Source organism: Streptomyces sp. NPDC034670, assembly GCF_055574875.1.
Genome location: NZ_JBVITR010000055.1, coordinates 26,724 through 47,581 on the forward strand (window position 1 = coordinate 26,724; position 20,858 = coordinate 47,581).

Annotated in this window: 15 protein-coding genes, 2 tRNA genes and 1 riboswitch; of the genes, 10 read left to right on the top strand and 7 right to left on the bottom strand. The window is 74.3% G+C overall.

The genetic code is table 11. The features are described from left to right. Positions 1-216 precede the first annotated feature (216 nt). A tRNA-Lys gene (locus ACZ56B_RS27900) sits at positions 217-289 on the top strand. Between the two features lie 260 nt (positions 290-549). Here the strand turns inward: ACZ56B_RS27900 and ACZ56B_RS27905 are convergent. Together ACZ56B_RS27905 and ACZ56B_RS27910 are read right to left on the bottom strand one after the other, a co-directional pair. Continuing rightward, on the bottom strand, positions 550-993 hold the full coding sequence (locus tag ACZ56B_RS27905) for a DUF4118 domain-containing protein (protein WP_468796307.1): 444 nt from the start codon (positions 991-993) through the stop codon (positions 550-552). Positions 994-1,275: 282 nt separating this feature from the next. Beyond that, positions 1,276-1,569 carry a DUF3040 domain-containing protein gene (locus ACZ56B_RS27910; RefSeq protein ID WP_468796309.1) on the bottom strand — a complete coding sequence of 98 codons (294 nt, stop codon included), beginning with the start codon at positions 1,567-1,569 and terminating at the stop codon, positions 1,276-1,278. 471 nt (positions 1,570-2,040) lie between these two features. On the opposite strand from ACZ56B_RS27910, the gene ACZ56B_RS27915 reads away from it, so the two are divergent. The 5 genes from ACZ56B_RS27915 to ACZ56B_RS27935 all read left to right on the top strand — a co-directional run bounded on the left by ACZ56B_RS27915 (position 2,041) and on the right by ACZ56B_RS27935 (position 6,704). Continuing rightward, positions 2,041-3,045, top strand: a complete 1,005-nt coding sequence (locus ACZ56B_RS27915; RefSeq protein ID WP_468796311.1) for a HAMP domain-containing sensor histidine kinase — start codon at positions 2,041-2,043, stop codon at positions 3,043-3,045. After that, the gene (locus ACZ56B_RS27920) at positions 3,042-3,701 is read left to right on the top strand and encodes a response regulator (RefSeq protein ID WP_468796313.1); all 660 of its coding nucleotides are present in this window, start codon (positions 3,042-3,044) and stop codon (positions 3,699-3,701) included. Before ACZ56B_RS27915 ends, ACZ56B_RS27920 begins: the two co-directional genes overlap by 4 nt. Positions 3,702-3,891: 190 nt before the next feature. Next, on the top strand, positions 3,892-5,025 hold the full coding sequence (locus tag ACZ56B_RS27925) for a dihydrofolate reductase family protein (RefSeq protein WP_468796315.1): 1,134 nt from the start codon (positions 3,892-3,894) through the stop codon (positions 5,023-5,025). 111 nt (positions 5,026-5,136) lie between these two features. Next, positions 5,137-5,210, top strand: a tRNA-Met gene (locus tag ACZ56B_RS27930). Positions 5,211-5,502: 292 nt separating this feature from the next. After that, positions 5,503-5,660: riboswitch (cyclic di-AMP (ydaO/yuaA leader) on the top strand. A gap of 12 nt (positions 5,661-5,672) precedes the next feature. Further along, positions 5,673-6,704, top strand: coding sequence for a M23 family metallopeptidase (locus tag ACZ56B_RS27935; RefSeq protein WP_468796317.1), 1,032 nt, complete (start codon positions 5,673-5,675; stop codon positions 6,702-6,704). Positions 6,705-6,792: 88 nt separating this feature from the next. On the opposite strand, the gene ACZ56B_RS27940 is transcribed toward ACZ56B_RS27935, so the two are convergent. From ACZ56B_RS27940 to ACZ56B_RS27950, 3 genes are all read right to left on the bottom strand, one after another. Continuing rightward, complete coding sequence (locus tag ACZ56B_RS27940; RefSeq protein ID WP_468796319.1) at positions 6,793-8,253, bottom strand: PrsW family intramembrane metalloprotease; 1,461 nt, start codon at positions 8,251-8,253, stop codon at positions 6,793-6,795. Between the two features lie 51 nt (positions 8,254-8,304). After that, on the bottom strand, positions 8,305-9,165 hold the full coding sequence (trmB, locus tag ACZ56B_RS27945) for a tRNA (guanosine(46)-N7)-methyltransferase TrmB (protein ID WP_468796321.1): 861 nt from the start codon (positions 9,163-9,165) through the stop codon (positions 8,305-8,307). A gap of 125 nt (positions 9,166-9,290) precedes the next feature. Further along, positions 9,291-10,718: an MFS transporter gene (locus tag ACZ56B_RS27950; RefSeq protein WP_468796323.1), complete on the bottom strand. Its 1,428-nt coding sequence runs from the start codon at positions 10,716-10,718 to the stop codon at positions 9,291-9,293. Between the two features lie 717 nt (positions 10,719-11,435). On the opposite strand from ACZ56B_RS27950, the gene ACZ56B_RS27955 reads away from it, so the two are divergent. Beyond that, positions 11,436-13,559, top strand: a complete 2,124-nt coding sequence (locus ACZ56B_RS27955) for an asparagine synthase-related protein (RefSeq protein WP_468796325.1) — start codon at positions 11,436-11,438, stop codon at positions 13,557-13,559. Between the two features lie 559 nt (positions 13,560-14,118). On the opposite strand, the gene ACZ56B_RS27960 is transcribed toward ACZ56B_RS27955, so the two are convergent. Then, the gene (locus ACZ56B_RS27960; protein ID WP_468796327.1) at positions 14,119-14,859 is read right to left on the bottom strand and encodes a TetR/AcrR family transcriptional regulator; all 741 of its coding nucleotides are present in this window, start codon (positions 14,857-14,859) and stop codon (positions 14,119-14,121) included. Between the two features lie 377 nt (positions 14,860-15,236). Between ACZ56B_RS27960 and ACZ56B_RS27965 the strand changes: the two genes are divergently transcribed. Both ACZ56B_RS27965 and ACZ56B_RS27970 read left to right on the top strand, forming a co-directional pair. Further along, entirely contained in the window at positions 15,237-16,616 is a 1,380-nt protein-coding gene (locus ACZ56B_RS27965; RefSeq protein ID WP_468796329.1) for an NAD(P)/FAD-dependent oxidoreductase, read from the top strand. A 171-nt stretch (positions 16,617-16,787) separates the two neighbouring features. Continuing rightward, positions 16,788-18,443 (top strand): ATP-binding SpoIIE family protein phosphatase, encoded by a 1,656-nt coding sequence (locus ACZ56B_RS27970; protein WP_468796331.1) that lies wholly within the window; start codon positions 16,788-16,790, stop codon positions 18,441-18,443. 76 nt (positions 18,444-18,519) lie between these two features. Here the strand turns inward: ACZ56B_RS27970 and ACZ56B_RS27975 are convergent, their stop codons facing one another. Next, positions 18,520-19,794 carry an MFS transporter gene (locus ACZ56B_RS27975; protein WP_468796337.1) on the bottom strand — a complete coding sequence of 425 codons (1,275 nt, stop codon included), beginning with the start codon at positions 19,792-19,794 and terminating at the stop codon, positions 18,520-18,522. Between the two features lie 148 nt (positions 19,795-19,942). On the opposite strand from ACZ56B_RS27975, the gene ACZ56B_RS27980 reads away from it, so the two are divergent. Then, positions 19,943-20,491 carry a MarR family winged helix-turn-helix transcriptional regulator gene (locus tag ACZ56B_RS27980; RefSeq protein ID WP_468796333.1) on the top strand — a complete coding sequence of 183 codons (549 nt, stop codon included), beginning with the start codon at positions 19,943-19,945 and terminating at the stop codon, positions 20,489-20,491. Positions 20,492-20,858 lie beyond the last annotated feature (367 nt).

Consider the following 20,858-nt stretch of genomic DNA (forward strand, 5'->3'; position numbering starts at 1 on the left):
GGTTGTGTTTCACCCTCTTCTCCCGAGTCGTCCTCCCTCTCTCCCCCCCCCCCCCCCCCCCCCCCCCCCCCCCCCCCTTCCGGCGCCCCCCCCCCCCCCCCCCCCCCCCCCCCCCCTCCCGCGTTCCGGCGGGGGACACGTCCGGGCCCGGCTGCCCGATACCCGATCGGAGACCCGGCCGTGTCCCGCTATGCTCGGGGAGGCAACATCCTCAGGGGGCCCTTAGCTCAATTGGCAGAGCAGTGGACTTTTAATCCATTGGTTGTGGGTTCGAGTCCCACAGGGCCTACGGCCGCGGGGGAGGGAAGACCCCCTCCGACCCGCCGTGGGGGGGGGGGGGGGGGGGGGGGGGGGGGGGGGGGGGGGGGGGGGGGTGCGCCAGGGAGGGGGGGCTGGGGGGGTGGGGGGTTCGGGCCAGAGGGGCCTGGAGAGGGGGGGGGGGGAAAACCCCCCCCAGCCTGGCGGGGGGGCGCGGGGGTTGGCTTGGGCTGTTTCGCCCCCCGCTGCGTTGTCCCCCCGTACGAGCCGGTCCGGAGCCGCGCCGCTCCGTCAGGAGGGGTGCGGCCACTCGTCCGGTTCCGCGCGCGGCGCGCCGACGACCGTGGCGAGGCGGTGGTGGGCCGCACGGGCGTGGGCCAGCCGGGAGACGACCGTGCCGGTGAGGGCGGCGGTGAGCAGGCAGACGAGCCAGAGGGTGTCGCGGGGACCGGCCCAGGAGAGGGAGCCCGCGGGCGGGACGGCGAAGCCGTTGAGGAACAGCCAGCACAGGACGGCGGTCCCCGGGGCCGCGGTGAACCGGGCGCACCCGCCGAGGACGGCGGCCAGCAGGGACAGGGTGATCAGGGCGAGGCCGGGGCGGTCCGGGCCCACGGTCGTGTGGAGCAGCGCCACCAGCACCGGCGCGCCGCCGGAGGCGCCGGCCCACACCAGGGGCGTGGCGGCGGGCCGGGGGACCGGTCTCGGTCCGGTGCCGAGGGTCACCCACTCGATCATGCTGACGCTCCCCTTCCCGTCTCCCCCGGCGGATTTTCCCACCGCGGCGGCCGCGGGTCACGGCGCGGAGGGCCGGTTCGGCCGGGTGCCGGCCGGGGCGGCGGCGGGAGGGGACCGGGCGGAGGCGTCGAACCGGACCGGCGCGCGGGCGGCCGGACGCGGCGCGGGCGGCCGCCCGGCGCGGCCGGTGACCGGCCGGGGGCGGACACGGCGGGGGCGGACACGGCGGGGACGGGGACGGCCGGGGACGGGGACGACGGGACGCGCGGCCGGCGGGCGCGGTCAGCGAGGTGAGCGGCTGCTCGGGTGCCGTGACCGGGGCGGGTCGATCGGGTCGAGCAGGTGGACGGAGATGCCGCTGACGACCAGGCCCGCCGCGATCAGCAGCCCGTCGGGCAGCACCATGCCCGCGATCAGCATGACGATGCCGATGCCCAGCGCCCACCAGACGCGTGTCCGGCGGTACTCGCGCGGCGGGGCCGGCTTCCCGAGGGACAGCGAGCGCGCGAAGCGGGGGTCCTCCTTCTCGAGTCGGGCCGCGAGATCGACGAGGCGCTCGTCGTCGGACTGGGGCACGGCTCCTCCTTCCCGACCGGTGGGCGGCCGGGCGACACCGGCCGCCCCTGTGAGGCACCACCGGACGTCGGTCCCCTGACGCCAGGGGTGCGGAAACGAACCGCCGGCCCGCACGAGCGGGCCGGCACACAGGAAGCTTGTTCACACGTTCTGCCGTCGCCCGCCCGGTACGGCGGTGCGGCGGGACCGGGTCTGTCACCCGTGTCTCCACCGTCGCCCGCCGACGGCGGTTTCTCCATCGGCTCCGACCCCCATTTCCGGGGGGCCCAGGGTGTAGGGGCACCGGTCCGGCGCCCGGCGGCCGTCCGGAAAATGGGGACTGTCACGGATGGCGCACGGCCCGCGCAGCGCTCACGCTGGGTCGTGACGGCCCGCGCCCGCGCCCCAGGCCCGCGGACTGTCCCGGCCTCCGGCAGGACGGGAGCCTACGACACGAGCGGCACGGGGCGAGCGGTGAGGAGGTGGTACTGGGTGCCACTGTTCTGGCGTATCTTCCTGCTCAACGCCGTCGTGCTGATCACCGCCACCGCCCTGCTGCTCGGGCCGGTCACCGTCTCCACCCCGGTCCTGCTCACCGAAGCCGCGGTGCTCACCGTGGGCCTGGCCGCCATGCTGGTCGCCAACGCGCTGCTGCTGCGGGTGGGACTCGCCCCGCTCCAGCGCCTCACCCGCGCCATGAACACCACCGACCTCCTCCGTCCGGGGCACCGTCCCGCGGTCGCCGGCCGGGGGGAGGTCGCCGAGCTGATCAGCACGTACAACACGATGCTCGACCGGCTGGAGGACGAACGCGCCACGAGCAGCGCACGCGCCCTGTCCGCGCAGGAGGCGGAGCGCCGCCGCATCGCCCAGGAACTGCACGACGAGGTGGGCCAGAGCCTCACCGCCGTGCTGCTCCAGCTGAAGCGGGTCGCCGACCACGCCCCGCCGGAGCTGCGCGAGGAGCTGAGCCCGGCGCAGGAGATCACCCGGAGCAGCCTGGACGAGGTCCGGCGCATCGCCCGCCGACTGCGCCCCGGGGTCCTGGACGAGCTCGGGCTGATCCCCGCCCTCAAGGCCCTCGCCACCGAGTTCGGCGGCCCCGGCCTCACTGTCCAGCACCGTTTCGAACCCGACCTGCCCGGCCTGGGACCGGAGGCCGAGCTGGTGATCTACCGGGTGGCCCAGGAGGGGCTCACCAACGTCGCGCGCCATGCCGGGGCCCGGCGCGCCGGGATCGCCCTGCACCGCGTCCCCGCCGGTGTCGAACTCCGTGTCCACGACGACGGCCGCGGCATCGGCGACGTGGCGGAGGGCCCCGGGATCCGCGGGATGCGGGAGCGCGCCCTGCTCGTCGGCGCCGACCTCGCCGTGGGCCCGGCCGGCGGCGGGGGCACCGAAGTACGTCTGACCGTGCCCGTTCCCGTGCGGGGACCGGCGCCCGTCCGGGTACCGGCCCTCGCGCTCGCAGCCACCGACCGGAAACCCTGGACATGACCGACCCGGCCCCCACCCGCATCCTCCTCGCCGACGACCACGCGCTGGTCCGCCGCGGGGTCCGCCTCATCCTCGACGGCGAACCGGACCTGACCGTGGTCGCCGAGGCCGACGACGGCGCCGAGGCCCTCGAACAGGCCCGCGCCCACCGGCCCGACCTGGTCATCCTCGACATCGCCATGCCGCGTCTGACCGGACTGCAGGCGGCCCGCGAGCTCTCCCACACCCTGCCGGAGACGCGGATACTCATCCTGACGATGTACGACAACGAGCAGTTCTTCTTCGAGGCCCTCGGCGCCGGCGCCTCCGGGTACGTCCTCAAGTCCGTCGCCGACCGCGACCTGGTCGAGGCGTGCCGGGCCACCATGCGCGGGGAGCCGTTCCTCTACCCGGGCGCCGTCAACGCCCTCATCCGCAACTACCTCGACCTCGCCCGGGACGGCCGGAACCTGCCCCCGAAGGCCATCACCGACCGGGAGGAGGAGATCCTCAAGCTGGTCGCCGAGGGGAACACCTCGCAGCAGATCGCCGACCTCCTGGTGATCAGCCCGAAGACGGTGGAGCGCCACCGCGCCAACCTGCTCTCCAAGCTGGGCCTGAAGGACCGCCTGGAACTCACCCGGTACGCCATCCGCGTGGGCCTGATCGAGCCCTGACGCCCCCCTCGTGCGGCGCCGTCCCCGAACCGGACGCCGCCGGGAGCGGCGGGGGCCGGGCCTCCCCGGGCCCCGCTCCGCCGCGCGTCGTGCAGGCTTGGGGACAGACCCGGCCCGGACCGGACGGCTCCGCACGGGCCGGGACGGGACCCGTCCGCCGTTTTGCCGTTCCCGCCAGGAGAGTGCGCCGATGCCCCACCCCTACGTCCTGCTGTCCGCCGCCGTCTCCCTGGACGGCTGCCTGGACGACACCGGCCCCGAGCGGCTGCTGCTGTCCGGCCCGGCCGACTTCGACCGGGTCGACGAGGTGCGGGCGTCGGTGGACGCGATCCTGGTCGGCGCCGGCACGATCCGCGCCGACAACCCGCGCCTGCTGGTCAACTCGCCCGAGCGGCGGGCCGGCCGGGTCGCGCGGGGCGGGTCCGAGTACCCGCTCAAGGTCGCCGTCAGCGGCTCCGGCGACCTGGACCCGGCGGCGCTGTTCTGGCACACCGGCGGCGAGAAGGTCCTCTACACGACCGACCGGGGCGCCGAGCGGGCCCGCGCCCTCGGTCTCGCGGCCGACGTCGTCCCGCTCGGCCCCGGGATCGACTGGCGCCGGCTCCTGGAGCACCTGCACGCCGTGCGCGGGGTCCGGCGGCTCATGGTCGAGGGCGGCGGCCTGATCCACACCCAGCTCCTCACCCAGGGCCTCGCCGACGAGCTCCAGCTGGTCCTCGCCCCGCTCCTCGTCGGCGATCCGGACGCCCCCCGCCTCTTCGGTCCCGGCTCCTACCAGGGCGGACGGCTGCGGCTGCTCGAGACCCGGGCCGTCGGCGACGTCGTCCTGATGCGGTACGAGCCCACCGCGCCCGGCACCGACGGGCTGCCCTCCGCCGCCGACCACCACTGGCTGGCCCTCGCCTGCGATCTCGCGGACCGGTGCCCGCCGTCCCGGACGGCGTTCAGCGTGGGCGCGGTGGTGGTCGCGGCCGACGGTACGGAACTGGCCCGGGGCCACTCCCGCGAGGGCGGGGACCCGGTGGTGCACGCGGAGGAGGCGGCGCTCGCCAAGACCGACCCCACGGACCCCCGGCTCGCGACCGCCACCGTGTACTCCAGCCTGGAGCCCTGTGCCCGGCGCGCGTCCCGGCCGGCGTCCTGCGCCCGGCTGATCCTGGACGCGGGGATACGGCGGGTGGTCACGGCCTGGCGCGAGCCGGACACCTTCGTGCCGGGTGCCGACGGCAGCGGGGTGCTGGCGGACGGGGGCGCCACCGTCGTCGTCCTGCCGGAGCACGAGGAGCGGGCGCAGGCGCCGAACAGCCATCTGACCGGCCGCTGAGAAGGGGCGGGGGAAGAGGAGGGGAGGAGGCAGGGAAGGAGGGGGAGGAAGGGGCGGAGGAGAGGGGTGCGCCGGGTGTCCCGCGCATGGCGTACACTGGTGTCATACCGACGCGGGGTGGAGCAGCTCGGTAGCTCGCTGGGCTCATAACCCAGAGGTCGCAGGTTCAAATCCTGTCCCCGCTACTGAAGGCCGAGGGCCGGAACCCGAAAGGGTTCCGGCCCTCGGTGTTTCCCCTGCCCACCCCTCGTCACCGAAGGTGACCGTCCCGCCTCACTGCGCATGACGACTGACATACCGTCAGAAGATCGCAGAGCCCTGAAGGCGGGTCAACTCGCCCGTTTTCGCCTGCTCCTGGCGGTTAAGTCCGTACGGGGATCGTGGATGATCAAGAGGAACGGCTTGGAATCCGACCCTCACCTCTATTAACGTTCGATAACGCAGCGCGGTCGTCCCAGCCGTCACAGAAGTCGGCTCCGTGCGCACGCGCCGAATCCCGCGAGGGAACCGGGGAACCACCACCATGGGGTGAATCGCGTGGATACCGCCGTGGAAGCACGGTGTGTATACGCGCGTAGGAGACCTTCCTGCTCCGAACCCGTCAGCTAACCCGGTAGGCGGTGGAGGAAGGAAAGGAGTACGCCCACGTGGCGTCAAACCGGCCTGCTCCCGAGGCCCCCTTCATGCCGAGTCAGCGCGACGGCGAGACCTTCGGCTACGGCCGCGTCCCCGGCGACGAGGGCCCCTTCGAGGAGTGGAACCCCACCGCGGAGTCCATCCGCCCGGTACGCGGCCGGCACCGCGTCAGCAAGCAGCGCGGCGGAGGACTCGCCCGCAGCTCCACCGTCCTGGGCGTCGGCGTCATCGCCGCCGTGGGCGCGGGCGGCATGGCCAGCGCCCAGACCGGCAAGCCGCCGGTCTCGATCTCCGTGCCCGACCTCCCCAACGTGGGCTCCCTCATCTCCGACGAGGAGGAGCCCGCCGGTTCCGCCACGCCGCTCAGCAGCATCGGCATGACCGGCACCGACGCCGAGCAGGGCGCCGCCGGCGCCGGCGAGGCGCTGCGCGCCCGGATCATGGCGCAGGTCGAGCAGCAGCAGGACCAGGCCGAGAGCAGGGCCGCGGCGGAGGCCGTCGCCGCCGCCGAGAAGGAGGCCGCCGAGGCCGCCGCCAAGGCGGAGAAGGAGGCCAAGGCCAAGGCGGAGGAGGCGAAGAAGAAGGCGGAGGAGGAGGCCCGGCGGAAGGCCGAGGCCGAGCGCCTCGCCGCGCTGGCCAAGCAGTACGCGCTGCCGACCTCCTCGTACACCCTCAGCTCGACCTTCGGCCAGGCCGGCGCCTACTGGTCCTCCGGCTACCACACCGGCCTCGACTTCGCCGCTCCCTCGGGCACGCTGATCAAGGCGGTCCACACCGGCACGATCACCTTCGCCGGCTGGGACGGCTCCTACGGCTACAAGACCGTGCTGACCCTCGACGACGGCACCGAGGTCTGGTACGCCCACCAGTCCTCCATCAGCGTCAGCGTCGGCCAGAAGGTCAACACCGGCGACGTGATCGGCCGCGTCGGCTCCACCGGCAACTCCACCGGGGCCCACCTCCACCTGGAGGTCCACTCCGCGGGCTCCTCCGCGGGCATCGACCCGCTGGCGTGGCTGCGGAGCAAGGGCCTCAACCCCTGAGAACCACCGCTTCCCGAACCCCGGCAGTGCCGGGGACCCCGGCAGTCCCGACGGCGGCCCTCCGACGTCAGGGCTGCCGTCGGCGGTTTCAGGACCGGTAAGGGTTCGGCCGGTAGGCCGGGTACGGCCGCGCCTGCGGCGGCGGACCGCAACCGGGAGCGCCCTGGACTCCGTGGGCCTCCTGGCTCCCGTGAGCCTCGTAGATCCCGTAGGCCCCGTGAGTCCCCCGGATTCCGTGGAGCCCATGGACTCCATGGACCCCGTAGGGCCCGTGCACCGGCCACGGCGCGACGGCGGCCGGGACCGGCGGCGCGAGGGCGCGGGCGGCGTGGTCCAGTGCCGGGCGGGCCGCCCCCCGGCGGGCCCACAGCTCCCCCAGCAGCTCCCGTTCCCGTACGACGAAGTCCGGCCCCGCGCGGCCGAGCCGCCCGCGGTGCCGCAGGAACGCCAGCGAGGTCGCGCACGCCTCGTACCGGGCCACTGCCCGGGCCGCGGCCTTCCCCCCGTGCCGGCGCGCGTACCGCCGGGCGACGCGCCGGGCGCGCATCGAGCCCAGGGCGAACGGCTCCGCCGGCGCCAGCCAGCCGGCCGCGGCGTACGCCGGCAGTTCCGCCCGCACCGTCCGCAGTTCGCGCTGCCGCGTCCACACCACCAGCCAGGTCAGCACGCCGAACACCGGCACCATGAACGCCAGGTACACGGCGAAGAACCCGTAGTCGCCCAGCGTCGAGGACCCGTTCCACAGCGCGTGCATGACCATCGCGAGCAGCAGTCCGCACAGCGGCAGCAGCACCCGGCGGACCCGCTGCCGCCGCGCACAGAGCGCGCAGAGCCCGAACCCGATGCCGGTGAGCACGGTGAACAGCGGGTGCGCGAAGGGCGACATGACGATGCGGACGAAGAAGGTCGCCGCGGTGACCGAGGCGAAGCCGCTGTCGCCGGTCAGCCGGTCGGTGCCGAAGGCGGTGCCGAGGTAGAGGATGTTCTCGGTGAACGCGAAGCCGGTGGCGGTGACCCCGGCTATCACCACGCCGTCGAGGAGCCCGGTGAAGTCGCGTCTGCGGAAGAGGAAGACCAGCAGCACGGCGGCGGCCTTCGCGCTCTCCTCCACGACGGGCGCTATGACGGTCGCGCCGAGGGTGTCCGCGCCCGACGGGTCGGCCGTGGCCGTCGCTATCCACTGCGTGGCGAAGCTGTTGGCCACGATCGCCATGAGCGCCGCCGCACAGGCCCCCCAGGCGAAGGAGAACAGCAGGCTCGGCCAGGGCCACGGCTCCACCCGGTCCAGCCACCGGAAGGCGGCGGTGAGCAGCGGCACGGGAAGCACCGCGAGTCCCAGCCCGACCAGGAACCCGTCCGTGCCGGTCTGCTCGCGCACCAGTGCGAGGATGACCAGCCCCGACAGCGCGAGCAGGGCGGCCAGCGCTCCGTAGCGCACCCGGGGCCGCTGCCACCAGTGCGCGTGCCGGGGCGCACCGTCGGGCCGCGGGGGCACGCCGGGCGGCGGCACCGTGCCGGGATGCCTCGGGCGGGGAGGGCTGCTGGCCACGGGAGGGACCCTAACGGGACGGGGCGCCGGCCGCAGGAGCGCGCAAGAGGCTCAGACGCCGGCGGGGGGCTGGTCGCAGCGGTCCGCTCCGGGGCGGTCGCCGTGCGGGGTGCGACGGAAGAGCAGGTCGTTCACGACATGACCCTTGTCCAGTCCCTGACTCTCGAAACGGGTCAGCGGCCGGAACGGGGGACGCGGCGCGAAACCGCCGTCGGCCCGGGTGTTCTCGAAGGCGGGGTGCGCGGTCAGCACCTCGAGCATCTGCTCGGCGTACGGCTCCCAGTCGGTGGCGCAGTGCAGCACCGCGCCCGGCTTGAGGCGGGTCGCCGCCAGGGAGAGGAACGCGGGCTGGATCAGCCGCCGCTTGTGGTGCCGCTTCTTGGGCCACGGGTCGGGGAAGTAGACGCGCAGTCCGTCCAGGGAGTCCGGGGCGAGCATCTCGCGCAGGAGGATGATCGCGTCGCCGTTGCCGACGCGGACGTTGGTCAGACCCTGCTGGTCGGCCAGGTTGAGGAGGTTGCCCTGGCCGGGGGTGTGGACGTCGACGGCGAGGATGTTGGTGGCCGGGTCGGCGGCGGCCATCCGCGCGGTGGCCTCGCCCATGCCGAAGCCGATCTCCAGGACGACCGGGTTGTCGTTGCCGAAGAACTCCGCGAGGTCGAGCCGGCGCCGGCCGTCGATGTCGAAGCCCCACTTGGGCCACAGCCGCTGCAGCGCGTCCGCCTGCCCGGCGGTCACCCGGCTGCGGCGCGGCTGGAAGCTCCGGATGCGCCGCTCGAAGTGCGACCCGGCGGGGTCGGCCTTCGGGCCGTCCGGGAACCTCGGCTCCCCCTTGGCCCGGGTGCGGCGGATCGACTCACCGGGCGCGTGCGCGGGGTGCGGGGCTGCGGGGGTGTTCACGGAGTCAGACACAGTGCTGTCGATTTTACGGGGGCACGGCGGCCGGCGGCCGCGCCCGTCACCGCCGGTCCGGCGGGCGTCGCCGGCGCACCGGCAGGGCGGCCCGGCACGGCGGCCCCGGGCGCCCCGGGATGGTGTCAGCCCGCCGGGGCCATCAGGAGCGGCCGGGCGCGCTCGCGCAGCTCGACCACACGGGGTTCGTCGCCGTAGGGCTCCAGGCGGTGCAGGAGGTCCTTGACGTACTCGGTGGTACGGGCCGACGAGATACGGCCCGCCACCTCCACCGCGCGGACGCCCTGCTCGCAGGCCGCGTCCAGGTTGCCCGACTCCAGTTCGGCGACGGCCGAGACGACCAGCCGCAGGCCGTGCGAGCGCACGAACTCCTCCGTCGGCTTCGACAGCGCCTGCTCGGTGAAGCGGCGGACCTGGCGGGGTGCCTTGAGGTCGCGGTAGCACTCCGCGGCGTCGGCGGCGAACCGGTCGTAGCCGTAGAAGCCGAGCCAGGTGGGGTCGCTGTCGCCGGGGCGGGAGCGCTCCAGCCAGCCCTCGGCCGCCTTCAGGGCGGCGCCGGCGGCCTGGGCGTCGCCCGCGCGTGCGTGCGCGCGGGCCTCGACGAGGCGGAAGAAGCTCATGGTGCGCGCGGTGGCCAGGCCGCGGTTGCGTTCCAGCGCGGCCTGGGCGAGGTCGACGCCCTCGTCGCCGAAGCCGCGGTAGGTCGCCTGGAGGGACATGGACGCCAGGACGTAGCCCCCCAGCGGTACGTCCGCCGCGGCGCGGGCCAGGCGCAGGGCCTGGATGTAGTAGCGCTGGGCGGCCTCCTGCTGACCGGTGTCGAAGGCCATCCAGCCGGCGAGGCGGGTGAGTTCGGCGGCGGCGCCGAAGAGCGAGCGTCCGACGTCGTCGGAGTAGGAGCCGAGCAGCAGCGGGGCCGCCTCGACCCGCAGGCATTCGGGGACCATCGACGAACGCCAGTCGCCGCCGCCGTACTTGGAGTCCCAGCGGCGGGCGTCCTCGGCGGCCTCCCGCAGTTTCCGCACGTCGCTGTGGCCGACTTTGATCGGTGCGCCGGGGCCCTCGGACGGGTTCACCTCGCGCGCCACCGAGCTGTCGGCCGGGGTTATCAGCCAGCGCGAGGCGGGCGTCGCGTACGCGCTCACCGCGAAGGAGCCGGCCAGCGACTGCCAGATGCCGCCGGAGCCCGCCCTGCGGCCGGCGAGGTCCAGCCGGTACAGCTCCGTCGCGGACTTCACCGCCTGCCCGACGTCCCGGGGGAAGGCGAGGCCCACCTCGGGCGCGGGGTCCGCGTCCGCCAGGCCGATCTCGTGCAGCGGCACCGGGCGGCCCAGCTTCTGGCCGATGGCGGCGGCGATCAGGTGCGGAGCGGCCCCCTGCGGCACCATGCCCTTCGACACCCAGCGCGCCACCGACGTCTTGTCGTAGCGAAGCGTCAGCCCTCGCTGCGCGCCGAGGTCGTTGACGCGCCGTGCGAGTCCCGCGTTGGAGATTCCCGCGAGGGCGAGAACGGCGCCGAGCTTTTCGTTCGGCCCGCGTTGCTCCCTGGACATGCGCCACCCCTCGACACAGACGGCTGCCGCTCTGGCATAACCACGCGGCATTCGTAAACCCAGCGTAGTTCGCCGCATCCCAAGCGTTAAGGGGCATTCTTCCGGATGGCGGGATTGTGGTCCGTACGGAAGTGCGGCCCGGACACGCGCAGTTGCGGCGTGCTCCCGGCGTGTGGCCGTGCGCCTGCGCGTGCGCTCTTCTCCGGCCATCGGGGGAGCGATTCCATGGTCCGTGCGTGGGTCGGCCCGCTGTACTGGATCCAGTGGGCTGGGGGACACCGCCGCCTTCATCCCCGCGGGCGGCGGAACGGTCCGGGAGGCGTGCGGCGCCTCCCGGACCGTGTGACCGTTCAGCGGTGCGCAGAGCCTGTACGGAGCGTGTTCGGAACACTGTCCGCCGCTCTGATTTGGCCGAAAGTCGATCCCTGTTGTTCCCGGGAAATCCCCGTGTCTACCACGGTACTTGAGGGCGCGTTGGGGTTCCCGGGGGCGCGTTGAGGGGGCGCATTCGCGTCGCGGCGGTGAGGACGGCCGCGCGGCCGCCCTCGGCGATCTTCCTGTGACGGGCGGGGTGTTCGTCCCGGGGTGGTGTATCCGCCGGGGCGCATTCGACGGAGCACACACGGCTCCGGCACGCCTCCCGGGCGCCTCCTTCATGGCAGCATGGGGAACCGGTTCATGCGGTGCACTGGTTGTCCACAGCCTGCGGAGGCGTCGATGCGGTGGTTGGTGGGATGGAGCAGCACCGCCGCGGGGGCCGTGGGGTTCGGCTCCGCCGGCGCCACCGGCGACGACGGCGAGGCCCTGCAGCCCGTGGGTTCCCAGCTGTTGTGGGGCGACCCCGACCCGCTGTGGGCGGTCGGCGACTGGCGCCCCGACGAGGTGCGCGTGGTCACGGCCGACGCCCGGACCCGGATCGCCGTCCTCGGCACCTGCGGCGCCTCCGACGAGCAGCTGCGCGTCGCGCTGTTCGCCGCGCGCGGAGGGGCCCTGCGGCACCTCACCGCCTGGCCGGGCAGCTACACCGCCGTCGTGCAGGTGGGCCGCCGGGTCACCGTCTGCGGCGATCTCGCGGGCGCCCGGCCGGTGTTCCACACCCCCTGGGCGGGCGGCACGGCGTACGCGACCGCCGCGCTGCCGCTCGCCGACCTCGTCGAGGCCAACCTCGACTTCGGGCACCTCGCCGCGCTGCTCGCCGTGCCGGACGTACCGGCCGCGCTGCACGACTCGACCCCGTACGACGGCGTGAAGCGCGTCCCACCGGGACACGCGCTGATCCTGCGCGCGGGGGCGCGCGAGGTCGCCGGGTACGAGCCCGTCGCCTCGCTCGCGGTCGCGGCGCCCCCCGCGGACCCCGACCGGGCGGTGGAGGCGGTGGGGGACGCGCTGGTCGAGGCGGTGCGGACGCGGCTGGCCGCGCCCCGGCACGTACCGGGCGCGGGCATCGACCCCGGGCCCGTTCCGGGGATGGGGCCCGCCGAGCGGCGCGCGGCGCGCGGGACGCCGGTGCCGGGCATCGGGGCCGACCTGTCCGGGGGGCCGGCGTCCGCGACGCTGGCGCTGCTGGCGGCGGGGCTGCCCGGGATGCCGGGGACCGTGCTGGGGCACGGCACCGGGGCCGGGGAGCGGCTGCTGGCCGTCACCTTCAACGACCTCGCGGCGGCGGGCGGCGCGGACGGCGGACGGGACGACGCCGAGCTGGAGCGGGCCGGGGCGCTGGCGGCGAACCCCCGGCTGCACCACGTGGTGGTCGCGGGCGGGGAGGAGACCCTCCCCTACGTCGACCTGGACGGGCCGCTGACCGACGAGCCGGGCCCCTCGCTGGTCTCGGCCGCACGGCACCGGGCACGGCTGGCGGCGGGCAGCGCGGACCACTTCACCGGGTACGGGGCGAGGCAGGTGCTGGACGCGCATCCGGCGCGCCTCGCCGACCTGCTGATGGACCGCAAGCGACGGCACCTCGTGCGGCCGGTCGCCGCGCTGGCCAAGGCGGACGGGTCCGTGATGGTGCCCGCGCGCGTGTACGCGGCGGCCCGCCGGCTGGCGCGCACGCCCTACCGGACGGGGCTGGAGAGCCTCGCGGAACGGCTGCTGCGCCGCCGGCTGGACGAGGACGGCCCCGGCGGCGCGGGGGACGCCTCGCTGGCCGCGCTGACCTGGGGGGGACCCGGGCCCGCGGCGCGCTGGCTGACGGGTGAGGCACTGGCTGAAGTATCGGTTCGCCTGCAGGCGTCGACGCGGCGGTCCGAGGTGGGACCGGGGCAGCGGCCCGGCGACTTCCGGGCGCGGGCGGCACTGGCCCGGTACGCGGCGGACCTGCGGGTGCTGGAGCAGGCCGCCGAGATCCGGTCCCAGCGGCTGCACGCGCCGTTCCTCGACAACCAGGTCGTGCGGGCGTGCCGGGCCCTGCCGGAGGCCCTGCGGGTGCGGCCGGGGGCGCGGGCGTCCATCCTGCGGTCGGTGCTGGAGGGCGCGGGCGTGCGGGACCTGCCGGCCGGGTGGGGGGCGCCGACCCGGGCCACCGCGACGGCCGTGGCGCGGACGGGGCTGCGGGTGGCGGCGGACGGGCTGATGGCGTTGTTCGACACGCCGCTGCTGGCGGAGGCGGGGCTGGTCGAGGCACGGGTGGTGCGCAAGGCGCTGCGGCGGGCCGCGGAGGGGGAGGCGCTGCCGCTGGACGGACTGGCGGAACTGGTCGCGCTGGAGCTGTGGCTGCGGCGGCTGCTGGCGCGCAGGGGGACGTGCTGGACGGGGACGCCGGCGCGGCAGCGGGCGGTTCCGGCGGGCATCGCGCCGCAGCGGGGGGCGCTGGGAGCGGGGGCCGGGGGGCGGCGGGCGTAGGACCGCGGGGCGGACGCCTGGCGCCCGGCGCCTGGCGGCGGGCCGGGCGGGTGGGTGCGTGCGTCTGCGGTGCGGTTTCGGGTGCGGGTGCCTGCGGCGGGCTGTGCGGGGGCGTGTGTCTGTGGTGCGGGTGCGGTTTCGGGTGCGGGTGTGTGGGGGTGGGTGTCTTGAGGCCTGCGGCGCAGCTTGCGGTGCGGTGGGGGTGCGGGTGGCGCCTGCGGTGGTGGTGGGGTCGGGGCCGGGGCGGGGGTGTCCGTCCTCGGTCCGGCGCGACGGCGGTGACTTCTCGGGGGTGGTGAGGGACGCGCCGGCCGCTGCGGGCGGACACCCCCGCCCCGTCCCCTTCCCGCCGCGGGCGTCCGCGGGCGCCCACGGTCGTTTCCGGTTCCCGCCGCGGGCGGGTGCCGGGCGCCCGTCGTTGTCGGTTCCCGCCGTGGCCGTCACTGGTTCCCGCCGTGGGTGGGTGCCGGGCGCCCGTGGCCGTTTCCGGTTCCCGCCGTGGGCGGGTGCGGGCAGCCCGCCCGGTGTCGGCGCGGGCGGGCTGCTTCGGTGGCTCGTTCTACTCGGGCCGCGAGCGCAGGCCCTCCAGCAGGATGTCCAGCAGGCGGGCCGAGGCCGCCGCCTGCTGGGCCGCGTCCGGCAGGGAGGGGGCGGCCGTGGCGATCACCAGGAGGACGTCCGCCACCGACACGTCGGGGCGGAGTTCGCCCGCGGCACGGGCCCGTTCCACCAGCCGGCCCACCACGTCGAGGAGCTGGGCCGTGCCGACGTCCTCGGGTTCGGCGGCCGGCGGTTCCCCGGGCACCAGCCGCAGGTCACCCGCGGCCGGCTGGACCCGCTGCTGCGGCACGCGCGTGTGCTCCTCCGCCACGCCCACCCGCAGCACCTGCGGCGGCAGCAGCCGTCCGGCACCGGAGGCGACCGACGTGCGCAGGAAGCGGGACAGCGCCGACCACGGCTCGTCCTCCTGGCCGAGCGCCGCACGCGCCTGGGCGGTCAGCCGGGAGGTCTCCTCCGCGGCGATCCGCCGCACCAGCACGTCCTTGCTCGGGAACCGCCGGTACACCGTGCCCACGCCCACCCGTGCCCGGCGCGCCACGTCCTCCATCGGCGCGCCGTAGCCCAGCTCGCCGAAGACCTCGCGTGCGGCACGCAGCACGTGCTCCAGGTTGCGCTGGGCGTCCACGCGCAGCGGTGCCGTGCGCGCGCCGTCCGCGCGTCCGTTGCCCGTGGGCGCGCTCATCGTGGCGCCGGTCGCGACGGTGGACGCGGAAGACCAATGAGAGTCCTGAACATGCATGTGTATTCCCCCGGTAATGACGTCTCCCCCCGGAGACTTCTCCCCGCCATTGATGGCTGGGGCGTGCGGGACGGACCCGGCAGCCGGATCCGCCCGTCGCGGACCCGATGAGCGCATCCCCCTACACCCCGTCGACACACGAACATAGTTGAGAGGAAGTCAATTCAGAAGAGGCACGTTCCGCACGGAGCGCCCCCCGATCGGAGCACGAAGGGCATACGTCCCGTATGTGACCACGAGCGGAACCCGCCCCACCCTTTCTGACCTGCGTGAATTCGGCTCACATCGGTGAATCGGCCAACTCCGCGTCTTCGGGCCCTCCGGTCACACAATGCGTCGGGGCTGTGGACAAACTCAAGCGACGGGTGCGTCATGGGATGGTGAAGGAACGTGCGCGCATTCTCGTTGTCGGCGGCGGCTACGTCGGGATGTACACGGCCCTGCGCCTGCAGCGGAAGCTGAAACGGGAACTCGGCCGGGGCGAGGCCGAGGTCACGGTCGTCACCCCGGATCCGTACATGACGTACCAGCCCTTCCTGCCGGAAGCGGCCGCCGGTGCCATTTCCCCCCGGCACGTCGTCGTACCGCTGCGCCGCGTCCTCGACCGGTGCCACGTCGTCATCGGCGAGGTCACCGCCGTCGACCACGCCCGGCGCACGGCGACCGTCACGACGCTCGCCACCGGGGAGGAGGGCACCGGAGGCCGGCGGCTCGCGTACGACGAACTGGTGCTCGCACCCGGTTCCGTGTCCCGCGCGCTGCCGATCCCCGGCCTCGCCGACCACGGCATCGGCTTCAGGACCGTCGAGGAGGCCATCGGGCTGCGCAACCACGTCCTGGAGCAGATGGACATCGCCTCCTCCACCCGCGACCCGGCCCTGCGGGACGCCGCCCTCACCTTCGTCTTCGTCGGCGGCGGCTACGCCGGTGTCGAGGCACTCGGCGAACTCGAGGACATGGCCCGGTACGCCACGCGGTACTACCACAACCTCCGGCCCGAGGACATGAAGTGGATCCTCGTCGAGGCGTCGGACCGCATCCTGCCCGAGGTCGGCGAGGAGATGGGCCGCTACACGGTCACCGAGCTGCGCCGGCGCAACATCGACGTACGCCTCGGGACCCGTCTGGAGTCCTGCGCGGACCGGCTCGCCGTACTCAGCGACGGCTCCCGCTTCCCCACCCGCACGGTCGTGTGGACGGCCGGCGTCAAACCGCACCCCGTCCTCGGCGCCACCGACCTGCCCCGGAACGAGCGCGGACGGCTGAAGTGCACCGCGGAGCTGGCCGTCGAGGGCGCCGCGCACGCGTGGGCGGCCGGGGACGCGGCCTCCGTCCCCGACGTCACCGCCGGGGAACCCGGCCGGGAGTGCGCGCCCAACGCCCAGCACGCCCTGCGCCAGGCCAGGGTCCTCGGCGACAACATCGCGCACTCCCTGCGCGGCGAACCCCTCGAGACGTACGCCCACAAGTACGCCGGGTCCGTCGCCTCCCTGGGCCTGCACAAGGGCGTCGCCCAGGTCTACGGGCGCCGGCTCAAGGGCTATCCCGCGTGGTTCATGCACCGTACCTACCACCTCAGCCGGGTCCCCACCTTCAACCGCAAGGCGCGCGTGGCCGCCGAATGGACCCTCGCCGGGCTCTTCAAACGGGAGATCGTCTCCCTGGGGTCACTCGAGCACCCGCGTGCGGAGTTCGAACGGGCGGCCGGTGGAAAGCCCCCTCACGACCCCCCGCACGACCCGAAGGGGTCGTCCTGACCGGTCCCGGGAACTCCGCCCGCCGGCCCGGCGTCTGACGGATGTCGGCCCGGTCGGCAGCCTGCCAGACTGGTCCACCACCGCGGGCGGACCGCAGTCCGCTCCGGTGCGGCCCCGGGACCCGGCCGGTCCCGTTTCCCGGCCGCCGACAACTACACGAGGCAAGGATTCGTGAACTTCACGCGCTGGAGCGCCCGGCTCCCCGGAACGCAGCGCCGCGCCGCAGCGCGGACCGAGCACACGGTCCCCCCGGACCGGCGGGGAGAGGGCTCCGTGCCCGCCGCCCGCGCCGAACGGCCCACCGGCGACGGTCGGTCCGTGCCGGCCGTCGACGAGCTGGGGGCGCGCGAGGTCCTGGATCACGTCCCCTCCCTCGTCGCCCTGGTCCACGGCCCCGACCACCGCGTCGCCTACGTCAACGACGCCTATCGGGCGGCCTTCGGCGACCGCCCGGTCGACGCCCCCGCCCGCGGTGCCCTCCCGGAGCTCGACGAACTCGGCCTGCTGCCCCTCCTGGACCAGGTCCTGCGCAGCGGAAAGCCCCGCACGGTCAAGTCCCGCAAGGCACCCGACGGCCGCTCCTACACCTTCACCTGCACCCCGGTCACCGAGAGGGAGCACAGCGGGCGCGGCGTGCTGGTCTTCGCCACCGACGTCACCGACCACGCCGAGGCCGCCGCACGCCTGCGCGCCAGCGAACGCCGCCAGCGCGAGACGGCCGTCACCCTCCAGCGCTCCCTCCTCCCCCAGGAACTCGAGGAACCCGACGACCTGCGCATCGCCGCCACCTACCACCCCGGCGGCACCGAGGCCGCCGTCGGCGGCGACTGGTACGACGTGATCACCCTCGGCGGCGGCCGGACCGCCCTGGTCATCGGTGACGTCATGGGCAGGGGGGTGCGGGCCGCCGCGGTCATGGGGCAGCTCCGCACGGCCGTCCGCGCGTACGCCCGGCTCGACCTCCCCCCGCACGAGGTCCTCCAGCTCCTCGACGGCCTGGCCGCGGAGATCGACGCCCACCAGATCGCCACCTGCGTGTACGCCGTCCACGACCCCAACGAGGGACGCCTGGTGTACGCCTCCGCGGGCCACCTGCCCATCCTGGTCCGCGACCCGGACGGCACCGTCCGGCGCACCGACGAGCCGACCGGCCCCCCGCTCGGCACCGGCGACTGGATGCACGCGTCCGGCTCGATCCCCCTCGGCCCCGGCTCCACCGCCGTCCTCTACACGGACGGCCTGGTGGAGCGCCGCAACGAGGACCTGGACGAGGGCATCGCCGCCCTGGAGCGCGCCCTGGCCGGAGCCACCGGCACCCCCCAGGTCGTCTGCGACCGCCTGATCCGCTCGGCCGGAGTGGCCCCGGACCACGACGACGACGTCGCCGTGCTGGTCCTCCAGCACCCCGCCCGCACGGGCCCGGAGAACGAGCTGTTCCGCAACGCCGCCCTGGAACTCCTCGGCGGCCTCGAAGCGGCGCCCCGCGCGCGTGCCTTCGCCTCCGGCGTGCTGACCAGCTGGCGTTTCCCCGCCGACCTGCACGACCTGGGCGTCCTGGCGGCGAGCGAACTGGTCGCCAACTCCCTCCAGCACGGCACACCGCCCATGCGGCTGCGGCTGCGCCGCACCGACCGGCGCCTGATCGTCGAGGTCACCGACGGGGACGACCACCTGCCGAGGCGCCGCCGCGCGGAGCCCGGCGACGAGTCCGGCCGGGGCATCGCCATCGTCGCGACGATCGCCTCCAGCTGGGGCAGCCGACGCACCCCGGGCGGCGGCAAGGCGGTCTGGTGCGAATTCGCCCTGCCGCAGACCTCCGGCACATAGACGAGTCCGGAGCGGCCGGAACGAGGACCGGCGGTAAGGGGCAGAGGGAGGATCGGGGCGGAGCCCGGGGCGTGCGTCAGGTGTGCGCCGGAGCCTGCTCCGCCGCGGCGCCCCCCTGCGTCACCACGCGGCTCCGCGCCGCCGACGGATGGTTCTGCGCATCGGTGAGCTGCCGTCCCAGCCGCACCGCCAGCACGGTGATCCCCAGCGAGAACAGCAGGAAGGTCAGGACGTACGGCCCGTGCAGCGAGGCACCCATCGGCCCGCCCACCGCCGGTCCGACGGCCAGCGCGAGCTGCTTCACCAGGGCGAAGGCCGAGTTGTACTGCCCCGCCATACCGGCCGGCGCGAGATCGGCGACCAGCGGCGCGAGCGTCGGCGACAGCAGCGACTCCCCGAGCCCGAACAGGGCGTACGTGGAGATGAAGGCGGCGGTCGCCATCGCCTGGCTGCCGTTCCCGAGCCCCGCGTACGCGGCCACGGCCCACGCGACGGCCCAGATCAGCCCCACGGACGCGATCACGCGCGAGCGTTTGCGCCGCTCGACGAACCGCAGCACCGCGAACTGCGCGACCACGATCACCAGGGTGTTCGCCGCCAGCGCCGTCCCCAGCGCGGACGTCGAGATCCCGGCGGCCTCGACCCCGTACGCGCTCAGCCCCGACTCGAACTGCCCGTAACAGGCGAAGAAGAGCACGAAGCCCAGCACGCACAGCTGCACCATGGCCCGGTTGCCCAGCAGTTCCCTCCAGCTGCCCTTGGCCGACTGCGCCGACGCGTCCCCGACACGCGGCGCACGCGGCATCCGCACCGTCGCCATCACCGCGACCAGCAGCAGGAACATGGCCGCCTCGAGTGCGAACAGCAGCGTGAAGGAGCCGGCTTTCGCCGGGTCCACGAGATGCCCGCCGATCAGACCGCCGACGCCGAGTCCGAGGTTCTGCAGGAAGAACTGCATGGCGAACGCCCGGGACCGGGTCCCCGTGGTGGAGCAGTCGACGATCATCGTCGCGAGCGCCGGCTGCATCACGGCCTGCCCGGCGCCGAGCGCCGCCGCCGACAGCAGCACGGTCGCGGCGGTGCCGGACAGGCCCAGGCTCATCGCGCCGATCGCGGCCGTGACCAGGGCGGTGAGCAGCACCGGCAGCGGGCCGCGCCGGACGATCGCCCGCCCGGCGAACGGCAGCACGAACAGCGCGGCCACAGCGAAGACGGCGAGCACGAGGCCCGCCGTCATGGCCCCCAGCCCGCGCACCTGCGCCACGTAGACGTACAGGTACGGGACCGTGAAGCCGAGCCCGAAAGCGCTGAGTGCGTTGCCCACGTGGATCCGGCGCATCGCAGCGCCCATCGCCCTGGTCACGTTCACCTCTCTCACAAGTCAGAAGTCAGGGGTAAGGTCAGGAGTTAGGAGTGAAGACTTAGAAGCTAAAATTCGAAGCTAAAGAGTACACAGCGAAGGACTTCAAAGCAAAGACGGGGCATGCCATACTGCGGCCATGGGCGACACCCCCGGCCTCCGCGAGCCGACACTCGAAGAGCAGATCGCCGCGTACCAGCGCGAGTTCCAGGACCTCGACCCCCAGGTCGAGAAGATCGTCAACGCGCTGTCCCGCCTGAACCGCCGGATGAACGTCGCCTTCGGCCGTCAGACGGCCGAGCTCGGCATCACCAATGCCGACTGGGAGGTCCTCAAGGTCCTGGTCCTCGCCGGCGCCCCCTACCGCATGGGCCCCGGGGATCTCGCCAAGCGCCTCGGGCTGACCCCGGCCGCCATGACCCACCGGATCGACCGCATGGTCACCGAGGGTCTGGTCACCCGCGAGCGGGACGAGACCAACCGCGTTCGGGTGATCGTGGAGCTGACCCCGACCGGCCGGGAGAAGTGGCTGGAGGTCATGCGCATGGCCACCGTCTTCGAGGAGGACCTCCTCCAGGACCTCTCCCCGGAGGAGCGGACGGCCCTGGGTGAGGTCCTCACCCGTCTCCTGTACAGGGTGGAGCACGCCCAGCCCGACGCCGGCGGACGCCTCTCCGACCTGGCCTGACACCGGGACGCCTGCCCGGCCGTAAAGATCTTGACAGAGGGTGCTTGACACCCACCTGCCCGATCCGTAGAGTTCTCCGGGTTGCCACAGAGCCGTAACGGTTCTGCGGCAGCACCTTCCGCCGCGACAGCGGCACTCAAACCACCAGCACGACCTCCCTGACGGGTTGCTTTCGCCATGTCGAAATTCAATTCGTACGGGACCCGGTGTCTTGAACGGAACCGAACGGCTCCGATTTGAGAAGCGCCGAGCGAGTCCGCTAAGGTTTGAAACGTCGGAACGGCCCAACGGCCGGGAAGACGCCCCCCTCTGACGGGGAGTCGGACACCGAAAGGGTCTGCTAGAGTCGGAACCGCCGGAAAGGGAA

Bases quoted from the DNA above. Each gene is read 5' to 3' on its own strand.
- ACZ56B_RS27905 (WP_468796307.1), bottom strand. From the start codon at position 993: ATGATCGAGTGGGTGACCCTCGGCACCGGACCGAGACCGGTCCCCCGG.
- ACZ56B_RS27920 (WP_468796313.1), top strand. From the start codon at position 3,042: ATGACCGACCCGGCCCCCACCCGCATCCTCCTCGCCGACGACCACGCG.
- ACZ56B_RS27925 (WP_468796315.1), top strand. From the start codon at position 3,892: ATGCCCCACCCCTACGTCCTGCTGTCCGCCGCCGTCTCCCTGGACGGC.
- ACZ56B_RS27950 (WP_468796323.1), bottom strand. From the start codon at position 10,718: ATGTCCAGGGAGCAACGCGGGCCGAACGAAAAGCTCGGCGCCGTTCTC.
- ACZ56B_RS27955 (WP_468796325.1), top strand. From the start codon at position 11,436: ATGCGGTGGTTGGTGGGATGGAGCAGCACCGCCGCGGGGGCCGTGGGG.
- ACZ56B_RS27960 (WP_468796327.1), bottom strand. From the start codon at position 14,859: ATGCATGTTCAGGACTCTCATTGGTCTTCCGCGTCCACCGTCGCGACC.
- ACZ56B_RS27965 (WP_468796329.1), top strand. From the start codon at position 15,237: ATGGTGAAGGAACGTGCGCGCATTCTCGTTGTCGGCGGCGGCTACGTC.
- ACZ56B_RS27975 (WP_468796337.1), bottom strand. From the start codon at position 19,794: ATGGGCGCTGCGATGCGCCGGATCCACGTGGGCAACGCACTCAGCGCT.
- ACZ56B_RS27980 (WP_468796333.1), top strand. From the start codon at position 19,943: ATGGGCGACACCCCCGGCCTCCGCGAGCCGACACTCGAAGAGCAGATC.